At 71.3% G+C, this 13,381-nt stretch carries 12 protein-coding genes; 5 read left to right on the top strand and 7 right to left on the bottom strand.

Annotation, left to right across the window (positions count from 1 at the left end):
• The first annotated feature begins 34 nt into the window (after positions 1 to 34).
• The gene (locus AB0H87_RS04700; RefSeq protein WP_360139610.1) at positions 35 to 220 is read left to right on the top strand and encodes a hypothetical protein; all 186 of its coding nucleotides are present in this window, start codon (positions 35 to 37) and stop codon (positions 218 to 220) included.
• On the opposite strand, the gene AB0H87_RS04695 is transcribed toward AB0H87_RS04700, so the two are convergent.
• The 7 genes from AB0H87_RS04695 to AB0H87_RS04665 form a co-directional block, all read right to left on the bottom strand.
• Positions 213 to 1,370 (bottom strand): acetate kinase, encoded by a 1,158-nt coding sequence (locus AB0H87_RS04695; RefSeq protein ID WP_360139607.1) that lies wholly within the window; start codon positions 1,368 to 1,370, stop codon positions 213 to 215. The genes AB0H87_RS04700 and AB0H87_RS04695 overlap by 8 nt on opposite strands.
• Positions 1,367 to 3,409, bottom strand: a complete 2,043-nt coding sequence (gene pta, locus AB0H87_RS04690; protein WP_360139604.1) for a phosphate acetyltransferase — start codon at positions 3,407 to 3,409, stop codon at positions 1,367 to 1,369. Before pta ends, AB0H87_RS04695 begins: the two co-directional genes overlap by 4 nt.
• Before the next feature lie 102 nt (positions 3,410 to 3,511).
• Positions 3,512 to 3,691, bottom strand: a complete 180-nt coding sequence (locus AB0H87_RS04685) for a DUF6104 family protein (protein WP_360139601.1) — start codon at positions 3,689 to 3,691, stop codon at positions 3,512 to 3,514.
• A gap of 64 nt (positions 3,692 to 3,755) precedes the next feature.
• Positions 3,756 to 7,526, bottom strand: coding sequence for a multifunctional oxoglutarate decarboxylase/oxoglutarate dehydrogenase thiamine pyrophosphate-binding subunit/dihydrolipoyllysine-residue succinyltransferase subunit (locus AB0H87_RS04680; RefSeq protein ID WP_360139598.1), 3,771 nt, complete (start codon positions 7,524 to 7,526; stop codon positions 3,756 to 3,758).
• 134 nt (positions 7,527 to 7,660) lie between these two features.
• Complete coding sequence (locus AB0H87_RS04675; RefSeq protein WP_360139594.1) at positions 7,661 to 8,491, bottom strand: ABC transporter permease; 831 nt, start codon at positions 8,489 to 8,491, stop codon at positions 7,661 to 7,663.
• Entirely contained in the window at positions 8,488 to 9,402 is a 915-nt protein-coding gene (locus AB0H87_RS04670; protein ID WP_360139591.1) for an ABC transporter ATP-binding protein, read from the bottom strand. The genes AB0H87_RS04675 and AB0H87_RS04670 overlap by 4 nt, the downstream gene beginning before the upstream one ends.
• A gap of 63 nt (positions 9,403 to 9,465) precedes the next feature.
• The gene (locus tag AB0H87_RS04665) at positions 9,466 to 10,107 is read right to left on the bottom strand and encodes a hypothetical protein (protein WP_360139666.1); all 642 of its coding nucleotides are present in this window, start codon (positions 10,105 to 10,107) and stop codon (positions 9,466 to 9,468) included.
• Between the two features lie 121 nt (positions 10,108 to 10,228).
• Here AB0H87_RS04665 and AB0H87_RS04660 point away from each other — a divergent pair, with 121 nt between their 5' ends.
• The 4 genes from AB0H87_RS04660 to AB0H87_RS04645 all read left to right on the top strand — a co-directional run bounded on the left by AB0H87_RS04660 (position 10,229) and on the right by AB0H87_RS04645 (position 13,334).
• Entirely contained in the window at positions 10,229 to 10,960 is a 732-nt protein-coding gene (locus tag AB0H87_RS04660) for a GNAT family N-acyltransferase (RefSeq protein WP_360139588.1), read from the top strand.
• Positions 10,957 to 11,790 (top strand): lysophospholipid acyltransferase family protein, encoded by an 834-nt coding sequence (locus AB0H87_RS04655; RefSeq protein WP_360139585.1) that lies wholly within the window; start codon positions 10,957 to 10,959, stop codon positions 11,788 to 11,790. The genes AB0H87_RS04660 and AB0H87_RS04655 overlap by 4 nt, the downstream gene beginning before the upstream one ends.
• 126 nt (positions 11,791 to 11,916) lie before the next feature.
• Positions 11,917 to 12,747, top strand: coding sequence for a DUF4097 family beta strand repeat-containing protein (locus AB0H87_RS04650; protein ID WP_360139582.1), 831 nt, complete (start codon positions 11,917 to 11,919; stop codon positions 12,745 to 12,747).
• Entirely contained in the window at positions 12,744 to 13,334 is a 591-nt protein-coding gene (locus AB0H87_RS04645; RefSeq protein WP_360139579.1) for a PadR family transcriptional regulator, read from the top strand. The genes AB0H87_RS04650 and AB0H87_RS04645 overlap by 4 nt, the downstream gene beginning before the upstream one ends.
• Positions 13,335 to 13,381: the final 47 nt, after the last annotated feature.

The following is a 13,381-nucleotide window of genomic DNA, read 5'->3' as shown; positions in this document are numbered from 1 at the left end:
GGGGCGGTCGAACCGGTTCGCTATGGTCGTCGGCATGTCTGACGACTACCGGGACCCGAGCGGCAACACGGAGGCCTTCCGCGCCTTCACGGCCCGCGAGGAAGCCGCCGGCCCCAGCGCCACCCCCGCCGCCCCCAACAACCGCCTGCCGCTGATCATCGGGGGCCTCGTCGCCGCCGCGGTCGTGATCATCCTCGTGCTGGTGTTCGCACTCAGCTAGCCGCGCGGCCCACGACGCCCAGCGTCTGGCCGGCGATCTCCCACTCCTCGTCCGTCGGCACCACACACACCGCCACCGGCGTGCCCGGCGGTGAGATCACGCGCGCCCCGCGGTCGGGTGTGTCGTTGCGGGCCGGGTCCACCTCGATGCCGAGCCGGTCCAGGCCGGCCAGCGCCGCCGCCCGCACGGCCGGGGCGTTCTCGCCGACGCCGGCGGTGAACGTGATCGCGTCGAGGCGGCCCAGTTCGGCGTAGTAGGCGCCCACATAGGAGCGGATCCGCCGGCAGTAGATCTCGAACGCCAGCGCCGCCGCCCGGTCGCCGGCCGCGCGCCGGGCGAGCAGGCCGCGCATGTCGTTGACCCCCGCCAGGCCGAGCAGCCCGCTGCGCCGGTTGAGCAGCTCGTCGATCTCCTCGATCGGCATGCCCGCCACCCGGTGCAGGTGGAAGATGATCGCCGGGTCCAGGTCGCCGCTGCGGGTGCCCATCACCAGCCCCTCGAGCGGTGACAGGCCCATCGAGGTGGCGACGCTGCGCCCGCCCTCGACGGCGCAGGCACTGGCGCCGTTGCCGAGATGCAGCGTGATCGTGTTGACCTCGGCGAGCGGCCGTTCCAGGAGGGCGGCCGTGCGACGCGAGACGATCGCGTGCGAGGTGCCATGGAAGCCGTACCGGTGGATCCCGTACCGCTCGGCCGTCTCGACATTGATCGCGTACGTGCTCGCGGCGCGGGAGAGCGTGCGGTGGAAGGCGGTGTCGAAGACGGCCACCTGAGGTACGCCCGGCAGCAGCTCGCGAGCGACCTCGATGCCCGCGAGGTTGGCCGGGTTGTGCAGGGGCGCCAACGGGACGAGCTCCCTGATCGCCCCGATCACGGTGTCGTCGATCAGGGCCGGCGCGGTGAACGTCAGTCCACCATGGACAACCCGGTGCCCGACGGCGGTCAACCCGTCCAACGGGAGGCCGGCCATGGCACCGGCCAGGGCCTCGGCATGGTCCCGTGGCGCGTCCGGCACGTCCTCGCCGATGCGCTCGACGGTCCCGCTGGCGACGACCACGGGCTCGACCTCGTCGACACCGCCGGGCGGCACGTCGAGCAGCCGGTACTTCACGGATGACGAGCCGCAGTTGAGGACGAGCACGCGGGTCATCGGGCCGCTGCCTGGATGGCGGTGATGGCGACCGTGTTGACGATGTCCTTAACCGTCGCGCCGCGGGAGAGGTCGTTGACGGGGCGCCGCAGGCCCTGCATCACCGGGCCCACCGCGACCGCGCCCGCCGAGCGCTGGACCGCCTTGTACGTGTTGTTGCCCGTGTTCAGGTCCGGGAAGATGAACACCGTCGCCCGGCCCGCGACCGCGCTGTCCGGCAGCTTCGTGGCCGCCACCTCGGCGTCGATCGCCGCGTCGTACTGGATCGGCCCTTCGACCGGCAGGTCCGGCCGGCGTTCCCGGACCAGTGCCGTCGCCTCGGCCACCTTGTCGACGTCGGCGCCCGCGCCGCTCGTGCCGGTGGAGTAGGACAGCATCGCCACGCGTGGCTCGATGCCGAACGCGGCCGCCGTGTCCGCGCTGGACAAAGCGATGTCCGCCAGTTGTGCGGCGTCCGGGTCGGGGTTGACCGCGCAGTCGCCGTAGACCAGCACCCGGTCGGCCAGCAGCATGAAGAACACGCTCGACGCGACCGAGACGCCGGGCACCGTCTTGATGACCTCGAACGCCGGGCGGATCGTCGCCGCCGTCGTGTGCGTCGCGCCCGAGACCATGCCGTCGGCCTGGCCCGCGAGGACCATCAGGGTGCCGAAGTAGTTCGGGTCCGCCACCACGTCGTGGGCCAGGTCCAGCGTGACGCCCTTGTGGGAGCGGAGCCTGGCGTACGTGCTCGCGAACTCGTCCCGCCACGGCGACGTCGCCGGGTCGACCACCGTGGCGCCGGAGATGTCGACGCCGATCTCGCGTACCCGGCGGGCGATCTCGTCCTTGGCCCCGAGCAGGGTCAGATCGGCGACGCCGCGGCGCAGCAGGATCTCGGCGGCCCGCAGGATCCGCTCCTCGGCGCCCTCCGGCAGCACGAGCCGCCGGCGGGCCGAGCGGGCGCGGTCGATCAGGTCGTACTCGAACATCAGCGGCGTCACCCGCGACGAGCGGGCCACCTGCAGGCGCGAGGCCAGCGCCGCGGTGTCCACATGCGACTCGAAGGCGCCCAGCGCGGCCTCCACCTTGCGCGGGCTGGTCGCGCTCGGACGGCCCTCGATCCGGCCCGCCGCGGAGACGGTGTGGTAGCTGTCGGACTCGACCGCGAGCACCGCGAGGCCGGCGTCGAGCTTGTCGATCAGCCGCAGCACGCGCGGGTCCGGGCGCTCGCCGAGCGTGAGCATCAGCCCGGCCACCGCGACCAGGCCGCTCGCGTGCGCGCTCAGCGCGGCGACGATCAGATCCGCGCGGTCGCCCGGGGTGATCACCAGGCAGCCGTCGGTCAGGTGGTCGAGGAACGCCGGCACATGCGCGCCGCCGACCACCAGGTCGAGCACGTCGCGGTCGAGGGCGGCGGTGTCGCCGGAGAGCACCGTCGCGCCGAGCGCGGTGGCCACCTCGCCGATGGTCGGCGCCGAGACCGTGGGCACCTCGGGGATCACGTAGGCGGGCACCGGCAGCGTCGGTGGCACGACCCCGGCCGGCGCGCGGTTGGCGATCACCGTGAGCACGGTGGCGCCGAGGTCGGTGAGGCTGTGGTACGCGGTGCTCATCGCGGACGCCGGGTCGTCGGTCTGCCCGTCGACGACCGCGACGGCCACGCTGCCCAGCTCCGTCGCCAGCCGCGTGTTGAAGCCGAGCTGGCGCGGGTCGTCGCTGTCCTCCAGGTCGCTGCCGATCACGACCATCGCCGGCACCTGGCGCTCGACGGCCCGGTAGCGCTCGACGATCTGGGAGATCAGCTCCTCCCGGCGCCCGGCGGCGACCAGGGCGGCCGCCTCCGCGTAGGTCGCGCCGTGCAGGTCGGCCGCGGGCAGTGAGATCGCATAGCGCCGCCGGAGCAGGTCCAGGATCGGATCATGGCCGGGGTACGTCACCAGCGGACGGAACGCCCCGATCTGGCCCACCTGCCGCGACAGCAACTCGGCGATGCCGAGCGCCACCGTCGACTTGCCGCCACCTTCACCGAAACCCGCGATATAGACACTGCGCCCCACGGACCCAACCTACCGAGGTGGGCTGCGTTTCCTAAGGCGCCTGGACCTCCGGTCGGCGCAGATCAAGACCGAAGGTCCAGTGGGAGGGGGCGCAGTGATCTTCTAGTCGTCGTCCTCGTCGTCGAGGCGCGCCAGCCACGTCGCGAAGCGCTCCATCGGCGTCTCGAACTCCGGGTTGTCGTCGACGAAGTCGCGGAGCCGGTCGGCGACCCACTCCAGCGACACCGTCTCCGCACCCCGGCGCTCGATCAACTCCTCGATGCCACGATCCGTGAAGTACATGTTTTCTCCTCAGGCGCCTGGACCTCCGGTCAGCGCAGGTCAAGACCGAAAGTCCTGCGGGAGGCTACTCCGGAAGCCGCGGCAGCGCCGCCTCGACCAGCGCGTGCTGCTCCGCGTCGTGCAGCTTCGTCGAGCCCACCGCGGGCGCCGCGGCGGCCGGGCGGGAGATGCGCCGCAGCCGGACGCCCTCGAGGTGCTCGAGCAGGTTGAGGGCCACGAACGACCAGGCACCCTGGTTGGCCGGCTCCTCCTGGACCCAGGCGAAGTCGACCGCGTTCGGGAACTGCGCCAGCGCGGTCTTCAGCTCGTCGATCGGCAGCGGGTAGAGCTGCTCCACGCGGATCAGCGCCGTGTCGGTGATCTTCCGCTCGGTGCGGGCCTGGACCAGGTCGTAGTAGACCTTGCCCGAGCAGAGCAGCACCCGCCGCACGCGCGCCGGGTCAAGCCCGCTGGTGTCGGGGATGACCGGCTGGAACGTACCAGTGGTGAAGTCCTCGACCGACGAGACGACCAGCTTGTGCCGCAGCAGCGACTTCGGCGTGAACACGATCAGCGGCTTGCGCTTCGGCGACAGGGCCTGGCGGCGCAGCAGGTGGAAGTAGTTCGCCGGCGTGGTCGGGATGGCCACGCGGATGTTGTCCTCGGCCGCCATCTGCAGCCAGCGCTCGGGCCGCCCCGAGGTGTGGTCGGGGCCCTGGCCCTCGTGGCCGTGCGGGAGCAGCAGCGTCAGCGCCGACTGCTGGCCCCACTTGACCTCGCCCGAGCTGATGAACTCGTCGGCCACCGACTGGGCGCCGTTGGCGAAGTCGCCGAACTGCGCCTCCCAGAGCACGAGCGCTTCGCGGTTCTCCACCGAGTAGCCGTACTCGAAGCCCATCGCGGCATATTCGGACAGGAGCGAGTCATGTACGAAGAACCGGGCGCGATCCTTCGCCAGCGTGGCCAGCGGGAGGAAGTCCTTGCCGGTGCTCGCGTCGACGACGGAGGCGTGCCGCTGCACGAACGTGCCACGGCGCGAGTCCTGGCCCGCCAGCCGGACGGTGATCCCGTCGGCGAGCAGCGTGCCGAGCGCGATGAGCTCGCCGAAGCCCCAGTCGATGTTGCCCTCGACGGACATCTTGTGCCGCCGGTCGAGCAGCTGCTGGAGCCGCTTGTGCGGGGTAAAGCCCTCCGGCAGGTTGACGTGGGCGTCGCCGACCGCGCGCACCGCCTCGATCGTGGCCGCGGTCTCCACCGCGGGCTCGGGCTCGAGCGTGCGGGTCCGGGCGGGGCGGGTGCCGGTGGCGGCCGCGTCGCGGGTCGCCTTGAACACCTGCTCGAGCTGGGACTGGTAGTCGCGGAGCAGCTCCTCGGCGTCGTCGACGGTGATGTCGCCGCGGCCGATCAGCTCCTCGGTGTAGAGCTTCCGGACCGAGCGCTTCTGGTCGATGATCGCGTACATCAGCGGGTTGGTCATCGAGGGGTCGTCGCCCTCGTTGTGGCCGCGCCGCCGGTAGCAGACCAGGTCGATCACCACGTCCTTGTTGAACGCCTGGCGGTATTCGAACGCCAGCCGGGCGACCCGGACGACGGCCTCGGGGTCGTCGCCGTTCACGTGGAAGATCGGCGCCTGGATCATCCGGGCGACGTCGGTCGAGTAGAGCGACGAGCGCGAGTATTCCGGCGCGGTGGTGAAGCCGACCTGGTTGTTGACCACCACGTGCACGGTGCCGCCGGTGCGGTAGCCGCGCAGCTGGGAGAGGTTGAGCGTCTCCGCGACCACGCCCTGGCCTGCGAACGCGGCGTCACCGTGGATGGCCAGCGGCAGGACGGTGTAGCCCTCGAGCTTGAGGTCGATGCGGTCCTGCTTGGCCCGGACGATGCCCTCCATCACCGGGTCGACGGCCTCGAGGTGCGACGGGTTGGCGGTCACCGAGACGCTGATCGCGTGCTCGCCGTCGGGCGTCGTGAACTTGCCGTTCTGGCCGAGGTGGTATTTCACGTCGCCCGAGCCGTGCGCCGACTTCGGGTCGATGTGGCCCTCGAACTCGGAGAAGATCTTCTCGTACGGCTTGCCGACGATGTTGGCCAGCACGTTGAGCCGGCCGCGGTGCGCCATGCCGATCACGACCTCGTCGAGGTCGCCCTCGGCCGCGGTCTGCAGCACCTCGTCGAGCAGCGGGATCAGCGACTCGCCGCCCTCGAGCGAGAACCGCTTCTGGCCGACGTACTTCGTCTGCAGGAAGGTCTCGAACGCCTCGGCCGCGTTGAGCCGGTTGAGGATGTGCTTCTGCTCCTCGACACCAGGCTTCTCGTACTTGCGCTCTATGCGCTCCTGGATCCAGCGCCGCTCTTCCGGGTCCTGGATGTGCATGTATTCGACGCCGACCCGGCGGCAGTAGCTGTCGCGCAGCACGCCGAGGATGTCGCGCAGCTTCATCGTCTGCTTGCCGGCGAAGCCGCCGACCGGGAAGCTGCGGTCGAGGTCCCACAGGGTCAGGTCGTGCTCGAGCACGTCGAGGTCGGGGTGCTTGCGCATCTTGAACTCGAGCGGGTCGGTGTCGGCCATCAGGTGGCCGCGCACGCGGTACGCGTGGATCAGCTCGATCACCCGCGCGGTCTTGTCGATCGCGCCCTCGGAGCTGACCGCGACGTCGCGCATCCAGCGGACCGGCTCGTAGGGGATGCGCAGCGAGGTGAAGATCTGGTCGTAGAAGCCGTGCTCGCCCAGGACCAGCTCGTGGATCGTCTTGAGGAACTCGCCGGACTGCGCGCCCTGGATGATCCGGTGGTCGTAGGTGCTGGTCAGCGTGATGATCTTGCTGACAGCGAGATCGGCGAGCTTCTCCTCGGACATCCCGGCGTACGGCGCCGGGTACTCCATGGCACCGACGCCGATGATCGTGCCCTGCCCGACCATCAGCCGTGGCTGGGAGTGCACGGTGCCGATGCCGCCCGGGTTGGTCAGCGAGATCGTCGTGCCGGCGTAGTCGTCCATGGTCAGCTCGTTGCGCCGGGCCCGCCGCACGATGTCCTCGTAGGCCTGCCAGAAGCCTCGGAAGTCCATCGTCTCGGCGGCCTTGATCGACGGCACGACCAGCGAGCGGGTGCCGTCGGGGCGCTTGAGGTCGATCGCGATGCCGAGGTTGACGTGCGCGGGCTGCACGACCGCGGGCTTGCCGCCGACCTCGGTGAACGAGTTGTTCATCTCGGAGTTCGCGCGCAGCGCGCGGACCATCGCCCAGCCGATCAGGTGGGTGAAGCTGACCTTGCCACCACGGCCGCGGGCCAGGTGGTTGTTGATGACGATGCGGTTGTCGACGAGGAGCTTCGCCGGCACGGCGCGGACGCTGGTCGCGGTCGGCACCGCGAGCGAGGCGTCCATGTTCTGCACGATGCGGGCAGCCACGCCGCGCAGGGGAGTGGTCTCGGCGGTCTTCTCGGTCGCCGGCGCCGCGTCCTTGGCGGGGGCGGGGGTGGGTGCCTTCGCCTTGGCCGGGGCGGCGGGGGTGGGCTGCGCCGGGGCCTTGGTGGTCTTCGCGGGGGTTTGCACCTTGCCGTCACTCTTCGCGGTTGCCGGGGCGGCGGCCTTCGCGGCCGTCGCGCGGGGCTCCGGGGAGGAGGGGGCGCCGGGGGCGTCGGTGCCGGCGCGGGCGGCGCTCTGCTGCGCCGTCGCCGCGGCGGCCTGGGTGGGCGACGTCCCGTCGCTCTCTGGCCGGTAGTCGGCGAAGAAGTCGTGCCACGCCGGGTCTACGCTCGTCGGATCCGCGAGATAGCGCTGATACATCTCGTCGACAATCCACTCATTGGGGCCGAAACCCGCCAGTGGGTTATCGGATGTCTGCTGGCTCGACACGGCCGGTAATCGCCTCTTCCGCGCGCTGTGTGTATGTGTGAGAAGACATTTCCAAGGCTACGCCGCGCGACATGGACGACCGTCGCCGACGTCCGTCCGTGTCACGTCTCACAGGTAAGAACGCAGAATGGTTGTTAGGAGATGTCGCGCCTACGCGTGATGAGGGTGCCGATCGTGCCCGTGACGACCGCCCAGACGATGAGGACCACCGCGCCGACCCAGTAGTCGGGCTGGTTGGGCAGGTTGCGGCCCGCGACCATCAGGCCTGAGGCGACCGAGGGCAGGCCGTATTGGATCTTCTCGATCCAGTCCTGGTCGAGCCAGCCCGCCAGCAGGGTGAACAGGACGCCGATCAGGGCCGTGCCGAGCAGGTAGGCCAGCACCGAGGTGACGGTCGCCGCGATCTGGCTGCGGATGAGCACGCCGATGCCGACGCCGAGGATGCCCCACAGCAGGTAGGCGAGGCCGTTGAGCAGGAGCGCCCGCTGCACGATGCTGTCGCCCAGGTGGGTCGGCAGGTCCTCGGCACCGAGGAAGATCATCGTGGCTGGGATGTTGAGCGCCGTGGTGAACAGCCAGAAGAGCAGGCCGGCGACCGCCGCGACGACCAGCTTGGCGCTGATCACCGCGGTGCGGTGCGGTGTCGTCAGGAACGTCGATGTCGCCGTCTGGTGGTAGAACTCGCTCGTCACCATCACGATGCCGAGCAGCACCACGAACAGCAGGCCGAAGAACTGGCCCGATGTGTAGAGGTTGGCCGCCTGGTAGATCTGGTCGCTGACCACCGCGAAGTTGGCCGCGTCCTCGGCCGAGACGTCCTGGGGGGCGCTGGCGCCCATCGTGAAGTGGGCGACGGTCGCGTTGAGGGCGAACGTCGCCGCCCAGGTGACCAGCGCGCCCAGCGCGAACAGCCACCAGGTGTTGGTGGTCAGGAGCTTGACCACCTCGGCCTTGACCAGCCTCATCGGATGCCCGCCTTTCCGGCCGTGAGCTCCAGGAACACGCCTTCGAGGTCGGGGCGCTCGGGGGTCAGCTCGTGCAGCTCGACACCGCCGGCCAGGGCCGCCTTGCCGATCGCGGGCGCCTCGACGCCGGTGACCAGCAGCGCGCCGTCGGGCCGGGCGGTCACGCTCGCGCCCGGGACCCCGGCGAGCGCCGCGGTCAGCGCGTCGACCTGCGGGGTGCGGACGCGGACGTGCGCGGTGGTGGTCATCGAGGCGAGCACCTCGGAGACCGGCCCCTGCCGGATCAGCTTGCCGGCCGCGATGATCACGACGTCGTCGGCGAGCAGCTCCATCTCGGAGAGCAGGTGGCTGGAGACCAGCACGGTGCGGCCCTGCTGGGCCAGGCCCTGCAGGAAGCTGCGCATCCAGCGGATGCCCTCGGGGTCGAGGCCGTTGGCCGGCTCGTCGAGGATCAGCACGTGCGGGTCGCCGAGCATGGCGGCCGCGATGCCCAGCCGCTGGCGCATGCCGAGCGAGTAGCCCTTGAACTTGCGCTTGGCCGCCGGCGACAGCCCGACCAGCTCGAGCACCTCGTCGGCGCGGCGGCTGGGCAGGCCCGCGGCGGCGCAGAGCACCCGCAGGTGGTTGCGGCCGGTGCGGCCGCCGTGCGCGCTGGACGCTTCGAGCACCGCGCCGACCGTGCGCAGCGGGTCGGTCAGGTCGGCGTAGCGCCGCCCGCCGATGGTCGCCGTGCCCGCGGTCGGCGTGACCAGGTTGAGCAGCATGCGCAGCGTGGTGGTCTTGCCGGCGCCGTTGGGGCCGAGAAAGCCCGTGACCCGGCCCGAAGCTACGCGAAACGACAGGTCGTCGACAGCCAGCAGGCTCTTGTAGCGCTTGGTGAGACCTGAGACGACTATCTGGCCGTCGGACATCTCACTCCTCCCCCCGGACGATGACGCGCACACCATACCGGCGAGGTCCGACCCACCGCTGTCCTAAATCGCCACCCAGGTGGCGCGGGCGTGGGCCAGCAGGTCGCCGGCCGGCGTGTAGAGGGCGGTGTGCACCGCCGCGCGCCGGCCCTCGGTCGACGCCAGCATCCCGACCGCGACCGACTCGCTGCCCGGCTCCGGCAGGGTGCCGACGACCGCGGCCATCCGGCCCAGCACGTACGCCCGGCCGGGCGAGAGCACCGACCAGCCGCCGGGGCAGTCCAGCGCGGCCCACACGGTCTCGGTGGTGACCGAGGCCGGCGCGGTGAACGGCGCCGCGACCACCCCGTCGACCGGGCCCGGGAAGACCCGCAGCCCGTCGGCGCGCTCCGGCCCGCAGACATAGCAGGTGGGGAACGGATGGTCGGCGAAGCCCGCGTAACCCCGCGCCGCCTCGATCGCGGCGTCGAGCGTGACCGGCGGTGCCACCGGCTCGAAGGTGGGCACCGCGCGGACCGCGGCGATCACCTCGCCCGCCGGGTCGATCACGGACCCGTCGCCGGCCGTCAGCGGGACGTCCAGCGGCGGCGGCTTGACGAGCGTGACCTCGGGAACGCCGCCGGTCGCGAGAACGGCGAACGTACCCGCGGAATATCCACCGTTGCCGGTGCCCGGCGGCCCGTTGAACCGGCTCGCGATGATCATCGAACGGCTGTCCACCTGCACACCTTCCCACAAGGGGCCGAGGTCCGGCGTTCACGCAATCGACATCCCCGCACCCGTTGGCCGACACGCATGTGGTAGTCGGCACACTTACACAGAACGCATGGACCTCCTGACCAGGACCGGCGGCTACACCCTGCTGATCGCGGACGACGCGAAGCAGGTGGCCGCCGCTCAACGGCTGCGCTACCAGGTGTTCGCCGAGGAGCTTGGCGCCACGCTGCACACCACGGTCCCGGGGCACGACGTCGACGAGTTCGACGACGCCTGCGACCACCTGATCGTCCGCGACGACAAGTCGGGCGCGATCGTCGGCACCTACCGGATGCTGTTGCCCGGCCGCATCGAACGTCGCTACGGCGACACCGAGTTCGACCTGACCGCGCTGGACCCGCTGCGCGACGCGCTGGTCGAGACCGGCCGGTCGTGCGTGGCGCCCGAGCACCGCTCCGGAGCCGTGATCAACCTGATGTGGGCCGGCATCGCCCGCTACCTGCACCTGCACAACAAGCGGTGGCTGGGCGGCTGTGCGTCGATCCCGCTGGACGACGGCGGCAGGATGGCCGGCGCGGTCTGGGAGAAGGTCCGCACCAAGCACCTGTCGCCGCCGCGGATGCGGGTCCGCCCCCACCACCCCTGGGAGATCCAGCCCGCCGAGGCGTCGTCGAGCGCGGCCATGCCGCCCCTGCTCCGCGGGTATCTGCGGCTGGGCGCCTGGGTCTGCGGCGAGCCCGCGTACGACCCGGACTTCGACTGCGCCGACCTCTACGTGCTGCTCTCCACGGACCGGATCGACCCCCGCTACCGGCGGCACTTCCTAGGGGTTGACCAGTGAACCTGTGGCGTCCGCAGAACGACTGCGGCACCGACTGCCTGCTGACCGGCGACGAGCGGACCGAGCCGCCGAAGGCGCTCCAGGTGCTGCGCTTCGTCCGGCTGCTGGGCGCGTTGCTCGTCGGCGCCCTGCTGGTGCCGATCCTCCCGTTGCTGACGGAGAAGGGGCGGGACCGCGCCGGCCAGGCCTGGGGTCGCCTCACGCTGGCGGCGCTGGGCATCACGGTGCGGCTGCGCGGCCGGGCGCCGCGGGGCAAGGCGCTGGTGGTCGCCAACCACGTCTCCTGGCTCGACATCGTCGCGCTGCTCGCGGTCGCGCCCGGCCGGATGCTGGCCAAGGTCGAGGTGCGGCGCTGGCCGCTGTTCGGCGCCCTCGCCGCCTCGGGCGGCACGATCTTCGTCGACCGGGCCCGGCCGAAGACGCTCCCGGACACCGTCGCGGACGTGGCGGCCGCGCTGCGCGCCGGAGCGGTGGTCACGGTCTTCCCGGAGGGCACGACCGGCTGCGGGGCGTCCGTCGGCACGTTCCGTCCGGCGATGTTCCAGGCCGCGATCGACGCCGGGGCGACGATCGTCCCGGTGACGCTGCGGTACGGGGGTCCCGAAGCGTCGTTCATCGGCGAAGAGACCCTGTGGGAGTCGGTGCGCCGCGTGCTCGCGCTGCCGAAGCCGGTCGTCTCGGTCTCCGTCGCGGCGGCCCTGCACCCGGAGCCGGCGGCGTCCCGCCGGTCGCTGGCCCGCGTCGCCCAGGCGGCCGTCGGCACGCCGGTGTTCCTGCCCGCCCCGGTCGAGGAGACCCCGGTCCCGGTGCCGCTGGCCCTCGCCGCCTAGGCGGCTTTGCTCTGCATACAGATACGCATCACCCCGGCGTGGGGTGATGCGTATCTGTATGCAGAGCTGCGCTGGTGTAACGCGATACATCGCGATATGCTCAAGCGGCACTTTGGGAGGTGGGCCGTGTCCGAACGATGGGTCGTCGAGGAGCCGCGCCAGATCGGCATCGACGCGCCGGTCGACCGCGTCGACGTCAACCTGGTCTCCGGCCGGATCAACCTGGTCGGGGTCGACGGCCCCGCGCGGGTCGACATCACCCGGACCGGGCGCACCCCGGTGATCGTCGAGGTGGTCGACCGTACTCTCGTCGTCCGCCACAACCGGCTCCCGCGCTTTCCGGGCGTGTTGTGGTGGATCGGGCAGCTCCGCCGCCGGTTCCGCGTCGAGGTCTCCATCGGGGTGCCCCACGCCACCGCCGCCTACCTGCGGCTCGTCGACGGCGCCGTGGTCGCCGCCGGTCTCCGCGAGGACACCGAGGTCGACCTGACGTCCGGGCGGATCACGCTGATGGGCCTGGGCGGGCGGACGCGGGCCAAGGTCGTCTCCGGACCGGTCGAAGCGCTCGGTGTCCACGGCGACCTGAGCATGAAGACGGTCTCCGGCGAGCTGGTCCTCGCCGACAGCGCCGCCGACCGGGTCGAGATGACCACCGTCTCCGGCGCGGTCACGTGTGATCTTGACAACCCGCACCACCGCGAGCTGCGGTTGCACACCACCTCCGGCAGCGTCACGGTCCGGGTCCGGGAAGACGCCGACCTGACCGTCGACCTGCACACCCAGTCCGGGTCGATCACCAGCGCCTTCCCACAGGTCGGCCACCACCAGCGCGGCGCGCGGCACGACAGTCGCGGCGTGTTGGGCCGCGGAACCGGCAAACTCTGGGCGACGACCGTTTCCGGCAGCATCGCGTTGCTGGCGCGGCCGGTCGACGCGGAAGGGGAGACGCCCGAATGACGGCCGTGTTCAGCCATGGGCGGTTGCGCCTCTACCTGCTCAAGCTGCTCGACGACGGCCCGAAGCACGGCTACGAGCTGATCCGGCTGCTGGCCGACCGGTTCCACGGCACCTACGCGCCCAGCGCCGGCACGATCTATCCCCGGCTCGCCCGGATGGAGAGCGAGGGGCTGGTCACGCACACTGCGGCGGGCGGGCGGAAGACCTACTCCATCACCGAGGACGGCCGGGCCGAGCTGCGCCAGCGGGCCGGCGAGCTGGCCGCCCTCGAACAGGACATCAACACGTCGGTGAGCGACCTGGCGGCCGAGATCCAGGCGGAGGTACGCGGCTCCGCCCGCGACCTCAAGCGCGAGCTGCGCGAGGCGGCGAAGCAGACCCGCAAGAGTCCCTGGGTGTTCGAGGTGCAGATCGGCACCAGCCGTCCCGGCAACGACCCGCGGGACGAGTTCGACCGCCGGCTCGCGGCGTTCGCCGACGAGGTGCGCGCGATCGTCCGCCGTGGGCGGTTCAGCGACGACCAGCTCCGCACCGCGTCCCGGCTGCTCGACGGGGTGCTCGACGGGCTGCGGCGACTGCAGCGCTGAGACGCCCGTCACGCACAGACGACTTTCAGCTTGAATACAGCACAAGC

This window comes from Asanoa sp. NPDC050611, assembly GCF_040654855.1.
GTDB lineage: Bacteria > Actinomycetota > Actinomycetes > Mycobacteriales > Micromonosporaceae > Asanoa.
The sequence above is the reverse complement of the archived record's forward strand: the minus strand, read 5'-3'. Positions and strand labels throughout refer to the sequence as shown.

Bases quoted from the DNA above. Each gene is read 5' to 3' on its own strand.
- AB0H87_RS04700 (WP_360139610.1), top strand. From the start codon at position 35: ATGTCTGACGACTACCGGGACCCGAGCGGCAACACGGAGGCCTTCCGC.
- AB0H87_RS04695 (WP_360139607.1), bottom strand. From the start codon at position 1,370: ATGACCCGCGTGCTCGTCCTCAACTGCGGCTCGTCATCCGTGAAGTAC.
- AB0H87_RS04685 (WP_360139601.1), bottom strand. From the start codon at position 3,691: ATGTACTTCACGGATCGTGGCATCGAGGAGTTGATCGAGCGCCGGGGT.
- AB0H87_RS04675 (WP_360139594.1), bottom strand. From the start codon at position 8,491: ATGAGGCTGGTCAAGGCCGAGGTGGTCAAGCTCCTGACCACCAACACC.
- AB0H87_RS04670 (WP_360139591.1), bottom strand. From the start codon at position 9,402: ATGTCCGACGGCCAGATAGTCGTCTCAGGTCTCACCAAGCGCTACAAG.
- AB0H87_RS04665 (WP_360139666.1), bottom strand. From the start codon at position 10,107: ATGATCATCGCGAGCCGGTTCAACGGGCCGCCGGGCACCGGCAACGGT.
- AB0H87_RS04660 (WP_360139588.1), top strand. From the start codon at position 10,229: ATGGACCTCCTGACCAGGACCGGCGGCTACACCCTGCTGATCGCGGAC.
- AB0H87_RS04645 (WP_360139579.1), top strand. From the start codon at position 12,744: ATGACGGCCGTGTTCAGCCATGGGCGGTTGCGCCTCTACCTGCTCAAG.